Origin of the sequence: Staphylococcus sp. McC-251-APC-3A2, assembly GCF_009695665.1 — a bacterium.
Taxonomy (GTDB): domain Bacteria; phylum Bacillota; class Bacilli; order Staphylococcales; family Staphylococcaceae; genus Staphylococcus; species Staphylococcus cohnii.
In genome coordinates this window covers 155,197-168,406 of sequence record NZ_VUNO01000004.1, presented here as the reverse complement: position 1 = coordinate 168,406, position 13,210 = coordinate 155,197, and the positions used below count along the sequence as shown (strand labels likewise).

General features: G+C 33.6%; 12 protein-coding genes and 1 riboswitch. Of the genes, 6 read left to right on the top strand and 6 right to left on the bottom strand.

Translation table 11 applies throughout. The annotated features are described in order from the left end of the window. Positions 1 to 110: 110 nt before the first annotated feature. A riboswitch (purine riboswitch) is annotated at positions 111 to 213 on the bottom strand. 227 nt (positions 214 to 440) lie between these two features. From FYJ81_RS09925 to FYJ81_RS09910, 4 genes are all read left to right on the top strand, one after another. Continuing rightward, positions 441 to 854, top strand: a complete 414-nt coding sequence (locus FYJ81_RS09925) for a general stress protein (RefSeq protein WP_107383869.1) — start codon at positions 441 to 443, stop codon at positions 852 to 854. 246 nt (positions 855 to 1,100) lie between these two features. Continuing rightward, the gene (locus FYJ81_RS09920; protein ID WP_107383868.1) at positions 1,101 to 1,766 is read left to right on the top strand and encodes a hypothetical protein; all 666 of its coding nucleotides are present in this window, start codon (positions 1,101 to 1,103) and stop codon (positions 1,764 to 1,766) included. 121 nt (positions 1,767 to 1,887) lie between these two features. After that, entirely contained in the window at positions 1,888 to 2,916 is a 1,029-nt protein-coding gene (locus FYJ81_RS09915; RefSeq protein ID WP_107383867.1) for a hypothetical protein, read from the top strand. Between the two features lie 467 nt (positions 2,917 to 3,383). Next, positions 3,384 to 4,766 (top strand): L-cystine transporter, encoded by a 1,383-nt coding sequence (locus FYJ81_RS09910; RefSeq protein WP_107383866.1) that lies wholly within the window; start codon positions 3,384 to 3,386, stop codon positions 4,764 to 4,766. Positions 4,767 to 4,898: 132 nt separating this feature from the next. Here FYJ81_RS09910 and FYJ81_RS13140 read toward each other — a convergent pair whose 3' ends face one another. The 6 genes from FYJ81_RS13140 to nfsA form a co-directional block, all read right to left on the bottom strand. Further along, complete coding sequence (locus FYJ81_RS13140) at positions 4,899 to 5,078, bottom strand: hypothetical protein (RefSeq protein ID WP_107383865.1); 180 nt, start codon at positions 5,076 to 5,078, stop codon at positions 4,899 to 4,901. 89 nt (positions 5,079 to 5,167) lie between these two features. Continuing rightward, the gene (gene sdaAA / locus FYJ81_RS09905) at positions 5,168 to 6,058 is read right to left on the bottom strand and encodes an L-serine ammonia-lyase, iron-sulfur-dependent, subunit alpha (RefSeq protein ID WP_107383864.1); all 891 of its coding nucleotides are present in this window, start codon (positions 6,056 to 6,058) and stop codon (positions 5,168 to 5,170) included. A 12-nt stretch (positions 6,059 to 6,070) separates the two neighbouring features. Next, a complete protein-coding gene (sdaAB, locus tag FYJ81_RS09900) occupies positions 6,071 to 6,748 on the bottom strand; it encodes an L-serine ammonia-lyase, iron-sulfur-dependent subunit beta (protein ID WP_107383863.1) in 678 nt (225 codons plus the stop codon). A gap of 12 nt (positions 6,749 to 6,760) precedes the next feature. Continuing rightward, entirely contained in the window at positions 6,761 to 7,795 is a 1,035-nt protein-coding gene (locus tag FYJ81_RS09895; protein WP_107383862.1) for a PTS sugar transporter subunit IIC, read from the bottom strand. Positions 7,796 to 8,344: 549 nt separating this feature from the next. Further along, positions 8,345 to 8,911, bottom strand: a complete 567-nt coding sequence (locus FYJ81_RS09890) for a hypothetical protein (protein WP_107383882.1) — start codon at positions 8,909 to 8,911, stop codon at positions 8,345 to 8,347. 75 nt (positions 8,912 to 8,986) lie between these two features. Then, complete coding sequence (gene nfsA / locus FYJ81_RS09885; RefSeq protein WP_107383861.1) at positions 8,987 to 9,742, bottom strand: oxygen-insensitive NADPH nitroreductase; 756 nt, start codon at positions 9,740 to 9,742, stop codon at positions 8,987 to 8,989. A gap of 396 nt (positions 9,743 to 10,138) precedes the next feature. Here nfsA and FYJ81_RS09880 point away from each other — a divergent pair, with 396 nt between their 5' ends. Next, positions 10,139 to 12,130 carry a catalase gene (locus FYJ81_RS09880; RefSeq protein ID WP_119517702.1) on the top strand — a complete coding sequence of 664 codons (1,992 nt, stop codon included), beginning with the start codon at positions 10,139 to 10,141 and terminating at the stop codon, positions 12,128 to 12,130. Between the two features lie 278 nt (positions 12,131 to 12,408). Beyond that, positions 12,409 to 12,759, top strand: coding sequence for a helix-turn-helix domain-containing protein (locus FYJ81_RS09875; protein WP_107383859.1), 351 nt, complete (start codon positions 12,409 to 12,411; stop codon positions 12,757 to 12,759). Positions 12,760 to 13,210: the final 451 nt, after the last annotated feature.

The window sequence follows — 13,210 nt, the reverse complement described above, 5'->3', positions numbered from 1 at the left end:
ACATTCATTTCCCTAATTATGTAAAAATTGAAAACACTACAATTGTTTTAGAAGATTATATGTATAACTTCATTTCCCTAATAAAGCTTTAAAACGATTGGAGTTGAATGTTTTTTGTATTGGTTACCCATAGTCATGTCGTTAATGGCAACATGGTAGAAACTTCTAGAGCCATATCCTCTAGATTATATGAGTTAGATAAATTATTAACTGATGATAGCAAATTTCAGCATGATTTTCAATACGAACATTATAAGTAAGCGCTTTAAATAAAGAGATTTAATAATAACCAACGCTTCTAGTAACCGTTTTCTTTACTTTAAAATCAAGATTGTCAGATACGTCACTTCATTATATAATAAAAATATATTCGTTTTACCTAGTGGTTAATAGGGAAAGTATTAGATAAACAATAGAAAAGTGGACGGAGGGACAAGACAATGGCTGATTTTACAATTGTACAAAGCAAAGATGAAATACTACCAACTATCCAACAAAAATTGTCAGAAGGATATGTTGAATCTGAAATTTCAGTATTAAGTAAGACAAAACTTCATTTTGATGAGTTACATGATTCTGAAGTAAACCTAACAGCAACGAGTGGTTCATTCAGTGACAAAATGGCAAAAATTTTAACTGGAGAAGACGGTGAAGAAACTGTTTTAGCTTATTACGATATTAATGATTATGACAAAGAACGTTATAAAAAAGAACTTCTTGATAATAACTTTCTAGTTGTTGCAACTAGAGATAACTCTTCTCATGAAGAAGTTCAAGAAGCAAACGCTGCATATGCACGTAATACTGTTGAAGATAAGCATTACGCAGAAGAAACAAACGGACCAAAATCCTAATCTTCGCTTAATCAAATTGTGATTTAATGTAATTATTTAAAAATGGTCACAACATACTTTCAAATTATTGCTTAACATATAGAGAACCTTTATCAGGAGCGAACACAGAAAATCACTATGTATTTTGTGGTTTCTGTCTCGCTCCTATTTTATTTCTATTACAAATGATACATACAATATTTTCACTGATTTCCATTAATTTACTATGTTATAATAAACGCATTATTATTGGGGGTGCATCTATTCATGGATTTTAAGACTATCAAATCAATTGATGATCCATTATTTAAAGCAGCAATAAAACTATACGATGGACAATTTGACATTGATTTATCTGAAGATGAACAAATATTTAAACAATCTTTAAAAAATGAACATACCAAAGATGACTATATCTTTTTAGTAGGCTTACAGTCAGATAAAGTTGTTAGTTTAGCAACTGCACATTATGAAGCGACGACAAATTCTGCATTTTTAATCTATCTGATTGCAAATGATCAACCGGATCACGATGAATTAATTACAAATACTTTGGCACGTATTGAAAAGGAAATTAATTATTTATCCAATCAATTACATGAACACGATGTAAACTTTATTATGCTAGAGGTACCGAAAGAACCAGAACTTGTTTCAGAAGATGAGCAACAAGTGCTCAGTAATAGACGTGAATTTTTATTTAGTCATGGCTTTGAAAAGCAATATGATTTAGATTATCTAGCCCCAAATTTAAATGGATATTCAGAGGGATCACCGAAAGATTTATTTATCAAATCTAATATAGAACTGACAAAAGACATATATGGACCATGTATTAAATCAAACTATATATTAAAGTATGTATTTGCAAATAGAATTTCTAGAAGTATTATTTACCCATTGTTAGAAGAAATGGATTTACGTAAATCATAGTGTACACCACTTGAAATCACTGTTAAAACAGTTTAGACTAACATAGAGGTAAGACTGACGTTTCACTAACCGAAGACAAACGTCCGTATACATAAAATCATTTATGAAAGGACTCATTTCTATGTTAACTAAAGAATTTGCACAACGTGTTGAGCTAAGTGAAAAGCAAGTCCGTAAAATCGTTCAACATTTAGAAGAACGCGGTTATCAACTTAGTAAAACTGAATATCGTGGCCGCGAAGCTACAGATTTCCAAGAAGAGGATATTGAACTCTTCCAAGATATTGCTGAAAAAGTTAAACAGACAAATAGCTATGATTTAGCTTTTGAAGAACTCGAAAAGGAAAAAGATTTTCTACAGGTGTTAGTCAAAGAAGATGACAACAATCTACCTTCAGACCAAAATGTATCTCTACTCGTAGAGGACTTACGTACTGAAATTCAAAATATGCGTGACGAGCGCCAAATGCTAGGACAAATGATTAATCAAGTACACCAACAACAGCAAGAATTGCATAAAATGCAAAATCAGATTACTTCTAAATTAGAAGAAAATACAGAATCACTTAAAGCCATTCAATCATCTACAGACGAAATTAAATCTACACAAAGTGTCATTCAAGATTCTCAAAAAGAACAAACTGAACTTGTGAAATCTAATGTCGAATCTGAGCATGTGTATACAAATCAAAGTTCAACAGATAACGACACAAATGCGTTCACTGAAAATACAACTGAACAAGCTAATACTAAAGTAACACCTGAAAAAATGGCTGACACAACAGACCCTCATACAAATGAAGTTTCTGAAAATGTATCAGCAGAAACTGTTGATGAAGAAATCACACAAATTAGTGAACAACCTGCGGCACAATCAGCAAATTCGGAAGCTGAAAAACAAAATTCCAAAGCAAACTCAGCTGATAAATCAGATGATCCTGTTGAATCAGATACTCACAAAGAAACTTCTGAAGTTGAGCAACAAACAGATAATAATAAAGAGGTCGCATCAGCGTCATCTACTACAAATGAGTCAGATTCACAGCAATCAAATGCATCTCAAGAGGCTACTTCATACGCTTCGCCACTTGCTAAAGAAGAGCACAAAGAAGAACGTAAAGGATTTTTCGCACGCCTCTTTAATTTATAAGTGACAGATGATTCCAAGGCATAAAAGCTTTTGGTTAAAAAGAAACGTCAATTTCTATTGAAATAGTATAGAAATTGACGTTTCTTTGTTTTGCATGAAATCTCGTAGCTTGTTGTGTAACTATTTTCCTAACATTCAGGGCTACTACGACTTATTAAATCCTCGTTTAACTATCATATTGCTCGAATCGAATCCCTTCTAAGAATGGCCACCAGCATTTCTAAATCAAAATTCCCCCTTAATTTCATCTTTGCTGTATTGCTAATTAATTTAGCCACAAACGCCTTGACACCACACCCTACCTAGGTTTATAGCTTCTCCAATTCTGTTTCAAAAATAAAGTCATGTAAATTTCATAATTTTTTTGAGTAATTGACTTGAATATTATTCGTTTTGCTACTATCCTTAGTATGCGTATCGGATTTAACAAAATAAATTAAATAATAGAAAGTGTAGGTCTTGTTTTTATGTTACTAACAATTTTAAACATCATTATTTTTGCGGCCTTCCTTATCGGATTATATGTAATGGCAAGAAGACATGTTTCATTTCCTAAACGTGTCTTTACAGCATTAGGCATCGGGATTGTCTTTGGAATTGCTATTCATTTAATATACGGTGTGGACTCAAAGGTCACTAAACAAACCACAGATTGGTTTAGTATAGTTGGAGATGGCTATATTTCATTCTTACAAATGATTGTTATACCTTTAATCTTTATTTCAATCGTTTCAGCATTTACTAAAATTAATATTGGAGAAAAATTTGCTAAAATTGGCATCTATATCTTCATTTTCTTAATTGGAACTGTAGCAATTGCAGCAATTATCGGTATTATCTCAGCACTTGTCTTTGGTTTAGACGCATCTACAATTGATTTAGGTAGTGCCGAAAGCTCAAGAGGTAGTGAACTCGCAAGTCAAGCTAAGGATATGACAGCGAACACGCTACCACAACAAATCTTAGAATTATTACCAAGTAACCCATTCTTAGATTTCACTGGTCAACGTACAACATCAACAATCGCTGTTGTAATCTTTGCTGCGTTTGTTGGCTTTGCATTCTTACGCGTTATGCGTAAACAACCAGAAAGCGGTCATTTACTTAAACGTGGTATCGATGCAATTTATAATATCGTTATGGCGATTGTGACATTTGTACTACGCCTAACACCATATGGTATTTTAGCTATAATGGCGAATACAATCGCGACAAGTGATTTTGGTGCAATATGGACGTTAGGTAAATTTGTTATCGCATCTTATGCGGCATTAATTGTAATGTATATCATTCACTTACTCATTGTAACTGGTATGGGACTAAACCCTGTTACATTTGTTAAGAAAACATCTGAAGTATTGTTATTTGCATTTACTTCTCGTTCAAGTGCTGGTTCATTACCACTCAATGTCCAAACTCAAAAAAATCGTTTAGGTGTACCGGATGGTATTGCAAACTTCTCAGCTTCGTTTGGTCTTTCTATTGGTCAAAACGGCTGTGCTGGTATTTATCCAGCAATGTTAGCAATAATGGTAGCACCAGCAGCTGGTGTTGAAGTTAATTTACAATTTATATTATCTGTCATCGGCATCGTCGTGATTAGTTCATTTGGTGTTGCTGGTGTTGGTGGTGGCGCAACATTCGCCTCTATCATTGTATTATCTACTTTAAATTTACCTGTTGCATTAGCTGGTGTGCTGATTTCAGTAGAACCACTTATCGATATGGGTCGTACTGCATTAAATGTTAACGACTCTATGCTTGCTGGTACAGGTACAGCTAAATTGACAAACAACTTAGATACTGACACTTATCATTCAAAAGAATACGGTGAAATCACAAGTTCATAATAACAAGACAACACATACTATGAACTTTGGATATCTTTTATAAATATAATTAAAGGTTGGAACGCTTGTCGTTCCAACCTTTTTTCATTTCTATACTTTCACTATATTTTCAATTCTATTTTAATCATATTACTATTTTTGTCGTTTTATCGTTATCATTAGTTTTACGTAATTATAAATAAAGACAATAATCAAACTTAGCGACAATGATTTCAACAATAGGTTGACCCATGTACCGTCTGTAGTTAAGTAATACGTTACGATACTATTTATAACAAACACAATAAAAATAAGCCCTAGCTTCAGTAACATGTCTCCCACCTCTTTTAATTCAGTTTAGTGGGAAACATGTATTTTTTCAATTCAATTTTTATGCTAGTAATTTATATGTTCTTAGTTATTTAAGTTTCAACACTTGTTTCTCCAAATATCTTTTTCTTTATCGCTTCTCCAGTAGGCGTTCCAGCTAGACCTCCCAATCCAGTTTCTCTTAACGATGCTGGCAAGTTACGTCCTACTCTATCCATCGCCTCTATCACTTCATCAACTGGTATTCTGCTTTTTATTCCCGCTAATGCTAAATCAGCTGAAATTAGTCCGTTACCTGAACCTATAGCATTACGCATAACACACGGTATTTCAACCAACCCTGCCACAGGATCACAAACCAATCCTAATAAATTACTGATAGCTAAAGCCATCGCATGACCACTTTCTTCAGGTGTTCCACCAAATATCTCAACTGCTGCCGCTGCTGCAATTGCGGATGCTGATCCCACTTCTGCCTGACAGCCACCAATGGCACCCGCAACACTTGCATTGTTTGCGATGATTTTGCCACATAGTGCGGCTGCAAATAAAAAGTCGATCATCTGTGCTTGTGTTAATCCATGTGTCTTTTCTAACTTGAATAGTATTCCTGGTATTGTACCTGATGAACCAGCAGTTGGCGTTGCACAAATGATTCCCATCGCAGCATTTACTTCATTTGTCGATATTGCGCCTTTTAAAGCTTCTACCATATCATGTCCAGATAAAGCATGGTAATGCTCATTATATCGATCTAGTTTCACGGCATCTTGTCCTGTATAGCCCGTAACACTTTTTACGCCTTCGCCAGAAAGTCCCTTTTCTAAAGCTTCTCTCATAACATCAAGGTTTTGTTTCATTAATGCACGAACTTCATCCCTTGAAATCCCTTTTAAATCCATCTCCTCACGAATCATCATTTCAGCAAATGTTGTGTTGTGCGTCATTGCATAATCTATAATTTCTCGCATTGAATGATACATATTGCCACTCCTCTAACAGATATATGAAAAATTTAATTCTTTATATTTCTCGCGTAACCTACTTAAACTATCTATATTTAAAGCTTTATTTAAGTGTAATGCCAATAAACACTTGTCATCATTAATTGTTTTTATCTCTTCATTAATATCTACTTCATACTCAATCAAGTCATTAATCAAATGGTTAATTAATGAAATATTGGCTGCTCCATCTACAACCAAAATAGGTAATGCGTGATGCATAAGGATACAAAGACCGTCCACGTGAATACTTTTAATCTTGATTGTACCTCCACCGATTGAAATACCATTAATTTCCACATGTCGTTCGTTGCCATCTAATTTAATTAATGCGCAGTTAGGATGCTCACCTAAGCTAGCACTTGTTTCTTCTATAATTTCTATATCAATATTTTGAGCTTCAGCAAATGAAATAGCGTCTTTAATACGTTCATCAAATGTACTGAAACCCAATGATCCACCTATAATCGCTAAATCTGTTCCATGCCCCTTGTGCGTGGAGGCAAATGATTCATAATAATGAATTACAATTTTTTGAGGTTCACATTGTAGTACTGTGCGTGCAGCATTACCTATTTTTACTGCACCTGCCGTGTGAGAACTAGAAGGCCCCATCATAATTGGACCAATCACATCAAAAGCACTTTGATAATCTTGTTTTCTTGCCATTCTTCTCTCTCCTTAATTTGTCTGTTTTCTCATTCTAGGTAGATTGAAATTTAAGCTTGTCATATTAAATTTATTAATCATTTTTCCTATAACTAGACTTAATAAAATACTAGTAATTGATACCGTAACAATCGTTATTACAGACCTAATTGGATCATTGAATCCAAACAATACAATAGCACCGGCAATTGGCGTCGCCATACCTGTCACATTGATTACTAATCCACTAAATGTGACGATACATGCGTTTACAACACCAATAAGCGCATTTGTACCATAGAGTTGTAAAGGATACTTCGCAATAATATCTATTTGGGTTAATGGTTCAACTGCAACAGCAAAAGCTTTAGAAGCATTACCTATTTTTAATTGTTTAAACATAATGAAATTGACAAATGAGCTACCCGTACATGTCAGTGCACCAATTGCCATTGGCAAACCAGTTAGTCCTAATAAACTTGTTAATACCATAGAACTAAGTGGTGTCATACCTGTAACAGGAATAATGAGACCTAAAATAATTGCTAAGACATAAGGATTGTTATCACCAACAGCTGTCACGGCACTACCAATTTGTTTTAATAATGCGATAACACCCGGGCTCATAATACTTGCAAGAAGGAATGAAACAGCAGGAGCAAATAAAATTACAGTAATTAAATCTAAGCCTTCAGGGACTTTCTTTTCTAAAAATTTAATAGCAAAAGAAACTAAATAAGCAGCTAAAAAAGCAGGTAGTAATTTAAAATCATGAAGTACTAAACCAACGATTACGGCAAAAACTGGCGAGACACCTAATTTTAAACAAGTAAGAAAGCCGACTGCCACACCACTTAAACTACCGGCTAAGTCACCAATCTCTTGCAAAAATTTAATGTCAAAGACACCGCCAATGGCATAACTTAAAAATGCTTGCGGTAAGAAGGTTGCACAGGCAGCGCCCGATAATGCTTGTAGTCCTTTCTTACCATAAGGTGCAAAGTTTAAAAATAGCGTCATAGCTAACAAAACAATGAGTAGCGTTCCTACACCTAAAATAATATCCATTTCCTCAAACCTCTTTCTATTTTCATTGATATCTATCACTTTTTTATTTCCAACCACATCATAAAACTTTGTGAAAGCACTTACAATGGCAAAAAACAGACTTTTATGAAATATTTGTGAATAAATTCACAAAATAGAGAATTTTATATAATATAATAAACAATTTAACAAATTGATTATTATATTATGTTAATGGATTTATGAAAACGAATAATCATTAAACCTGGATATACGTTCAAAAGCTATTAAAAGTTGTACAAACACTTGAATTTTCTTTATTATCATAAAATATTAAGCACTGTCATTGCGCAACAAACTCAAAAATTCCATAAAAAAACGCCAATTTCTATATTGTTACAATAGAAATTGACGTTTACTGTTTAAGCCAAACTGTTGAAATTACAAACACTTAAAGCATTGACAATATTGAGTTAATCAACTTAATAACTCTATTTAATATGAAAATGTTTCATGCTTAATTATTTTTCTTAACGACGTCTCTTCTATAATTTCATTAAAGATGATTTTATCGTCACTTTTTAATATTTGCTATCTTGGTTTGAAGGGGCCCCAAGTGATTTTCTGTTTGCCATCTAACGGAATGGTGTCAATCGTATTCGATACATCATCAAACCACTTTAAAAATGCAGGGTTTTTGTCTAGATGCGCTTCGGCACTATCTTCACTAATATCGTGTAAATACCATGCCTTGCTTTCAAATTCATATTGAATCTGTGAATATGCGAGCCGAGTTAAATCAACACTATCATATAAACAGTTCACATGTTTCACGAGATTCGGTGCTTGTGAAATTAAACTATTAGATATGGTTTTTTTATGCGTTTGATTATCTAAATCATTCCACATTCTTAACTGGCCGTCCATTTGGAAGAATATATCTATCGTAGAATCATCTTCGTTAAATGAAATAAGAATAAATATACGTTCTGCTGTGTGATCAACGGAATTAATTGCTCCGACAACTAACTTTTGGGCCATTTTCACCCAATAAGCTTGAGCTTCTTGAGGGGTTAGTTTACTGCTAGAAGAATAAATATATTGCTCATTAGCTTTATGATTTCCATGCGTTTTCTTACCAAAAAATTTATCAAACATGCTCAACATAACCAACCCCTTTCTTAGATATGGCCTATCCATCATAAATGACACGCAACAGAAGTTGTCAGTGAATTATTTTTTAATAAAACCTGATTTATTCAATTGTTCTAACATATCTAGTCTCTGCTTAGCACTCATAAAATTAGAAATTTGTTCCGACCATGTTTCATTACGTTCGCCATTTGTACGAGATGCATAATATTTACTTACGGTTTCATCGTAATCTGCCAATGTTTTACGTTGCGTTTCTTTATCGCTGTCGTATTTATTGTGATGGAAGATATTTTCAAGTGGTAAGCGTGGCTTAGGATTTCCATTTTCATCATCTGCTGGCAGACCTAATGCCATACCAAATAATGGGAAAGTATGCTTAGGTAAGTCTAAAACTTCACGCACACGTTCAACATCATTTCTAAGTGATCCTAAATAAACCATGCCATATCCCATATCTTCAGCTGCAGCAGCAATATTTTGAGCAACTAATGTCGCATCAATCGTGCCGACCAATAAACCTTCTGCTGATTCAAATGATGTCGCCATATCTTTTTTAGTATTTTCATTTACAATTGCATGTCTGTAATAATCCATGACAAAAACAAATAAATAACCGTTTTCTACCACATAAGGTTGACCTGAGACTTCTTTCAAGTCTTCTTTAATTTCAGGATCATCTATGCCTATAATTGAATAAGCTTGTAAATAACTTGACGTTGAAGCGCTTTGACCCGCCTCAATTAATTTTTTAATATGTTCTTCTGAAATAGGTTCATCCTTAAAGCTTCTGACTGAATGGTGTTTTTTCAATAAGTTGTATACATAATCAGACATGTATTATCCGCTCCTCTTTTATGTAAATGTTTATAGTATTTAAATGTTAACAAAGCTCGTAATGAATTGCTTGTTATTTGTTTACCCTTTTTTCACTCTAATTAAATGTTAATCCCCTATTAAATATTAGGTATTCATAAAATATATGAACAAAATAAAGCTCTAATGTAACGTTTATGTGACTCAAAAATAAGTCATCTTAACACACATATGTCATAAATGAATATACAACACATACTTCTAAAAATTTTTCTCTCAGACTTCGCATAAGCACAAACATTTTTGCGTTTTGTAAAATACCTCATTAAAAAAATAATAATGTTCAAAATTAATTCAAAAATTGAAATGTTTTTAAAATCATTAATGTGGAACGATAGTAATAAGGGGGTAATTCATTTGAGTAACAAAAAACAGGAACAATTAAAAAATGTAGAAAAAAACAATGACGGTAAAGCAATGACGACGAATAATGGTGTTAAAGTTAGCGAGGATGAAAACACCTTAACTGTTGGTGAACGTGGTCCTAGCTTACTAGAAGATTTTCATTTTAGAGAAAAAATTATGCACTTTGACCATGAGCGTATTCCTGAAAGAATCGTACATGCACGTGGTTTTGGCGCTCACGGTGAATTCCAAGTTTACAAAGAGTTATCTGAATACACTTCTGCAGACTTTTTAACACATCCTGAAAAGACTACCCCAGTGTTTGTCAGATTCTCTACTGTCCAAGGGTCAAAAGGTTCTCCAGACACAGTAAGAGACGTGCGTGGTTTTGCTACAAAATTCTATACAGATGAAGGTATTTTTGATTTAGTAGGTAATGACATACCTGTTTTCTTTATACAGGACGCTATTAAATTTCCAGATTTGATTCACGCTGTTAAACCTGAACCGCACAATGAAATGCCTCAAGGTGGCACTGCACACGATACATTTTGGGACTTTTTCGCACAAAACCCAGAAACAATGCACACGGCTGTTTGGGCTATGAGTGACAGAGGAATCCCTAAAAATTTTAGACAAATTGAAGGCTTTGGCGTTCATACTTTCCGTTTAGTTAATAGTAAAGGTCAATCCTATTTTGTTAAATTCCATTGGAAGCCAGTTCAAGGTTTAGAATCATTGGTATGGGATGAGGCACAAATCTTATCTGGTAAAGATATTGATTTCCACCGTAAAGATTTATATGAAGCAATTGAAAAGGGAGACTACCCTGAGTGGGAATTAGGTCTTCAAGTCATACGACCAGAACAAGAATTTGATTTTGATTTTGATATTTTAGACCCAACAAAAATATGGCCCGAAGATGAGGTTCCAGTTGAAATTGTTGGCAAAATGACGTTAAATCAAAATGTATCTAATGTTTTTGACGAAACAGAGCAAGCCGCATTCCATCCTGGTCACATCGTACCTGGCATTGATTTTTCTAACGATCCTCTATTACAGGGACGTTTATTCTCATATACAGATACGCAAATATCAAGATTGGGCGGACCAAACTTTAATCAAATCCCAATTAATCGACCAGTTAACGAAGTACACAACAATCAAAGAGACGCTATGCATCAAATGAATATCCACAAAGGACAAACAGCATACCACAACAATGCTTTAAACAATAACGATCCTCACACAACACCTAAAGAAGAAGGCGGCTATGAACATTATCAAGAAAAAGTTGAAGGCCGTAAAATACAAAAACGTAGTGAAAGCTTTAAAGACTATTACAGTCAAGCTAAACTTTATTTAAACAGTTTAACAGAGCCTGAATTTGACCATACCGTAGACGGATTTTCATTTGAAATTGGTAAATGTAAATCAGCTATGGTTAAACAAAATGCAGTAAATCAATTGAACAAAGTTGATCGTACTTTGGCAGAGCGTGTCGCAGCAAACGTAGGTGTCGAAGTGCCAGCAGAAAATGAAGAAGTACAAACTGATGCAAAAGATAGTAAGTTAACAATGGAAAAATTCGATATACCGTTACCTGGACATTCTGTAGCAGTACTAGTGAATGGTGAAATAAATGAGGAAACATTAAAATCATACGCAAAAACATTTGTCGACAACAAACTCAACTACGCTTTTGTAGGTAAGCAACCCAAGGATATCACTAAAGATTTCGGCATAACTGAGACGTATGATACTGCACACCCTACATTATTTGATAGTGTATTTGTAATTTCAGATGGTACACAATTATCACCTGATGCAGAGGCATTTGCTGAACTCACTTACAAACACAACAAACCGTTAGTAGTTAATCAAGCCGCATCAGAAAAACTATCAAGTGCAAAACTAGACTTGGACGCACCTGGTGTATTTATTTCAGATGATACTCAAACAATTGTTCAAGCATTTGAACGCGCAAGATATTGGGACAGATAAACTTATAAAATTAAAATCATCTGTCCATTAAATGATATATTTAATTATACAAAAGGGCGAGAAAGAAATTTTTCATTGTAATTTAATTTCTTTCTCGTCTTTTTTATGTATATATGGGTAAATACATACTAAATATTTAAAGATTTAATTTTAAGCTCTATTCATTCCAAAACACCTCCAAATATGCAATCGCAACTACTAGTTGCACACTAAGAAACGATTAAGTGCGTGACATTACATGTTTATACAGTTAATTTCAAATAAAAGGAGTGATAACTATGGAAATTGGAACACGAATCAAAGAACAACGTGAACTCAAAAATTGGTCACAAGACGAACTTGCAGAAATATTAAATATTTCACGCCAAAGCATTTCAAAATGGGAACTAAACAAAGTCTATCCTAGTATTGATATGCTTATTAAAATGAGCGATTTATTCGACGTATCTTTAGATGAACTCATTAAAGGAGATAAAGCATTTAAAAAGACGATTATTGAAACCTATCAACAACCTGTTTCTAATCAGAAAGATCGACCTATGAATGGTTGGGAGTTTTTATCTAACTATTGGTGGTTATTCTTCCCTGTAGCGTTTATTATTTGGTGGATGGTACAGTCGTTTGTTTGATTATAAAAACCAATGCTTCCAAAAATTAAAATAATTACTCTATGCAATTCAATCATTCAATAAATACAGTTATCTATTTTTAGCATGAAACCGTTGAATAAATGTAAAAATGCGATGATAGTGTTGAACAATAAATCTATGAATTATCATTAAGAATGATGTAATATTCGCTTATCATTACAAATTCCGAAAGCAGTAATTGCATTCACAAATTTGTGACAATTTTTATAAGCCCATCACATCAAACTTTCATAGCCTTCCTTCTCAATTCTTATGTTTAGTTGAGAATAGGAAGGCTATTTATTTAGTGTGAAAGAAAATACAAATAATGTATATGCTTTCATTTTTGAATGTAGTTGAATCAACTTTATTGTCTTCCAATGCAAATAACGAGCACGATTTAAAACTATTGTGCTTTGAAGGTTCTAATGTTGACGAAACGATAGCTACA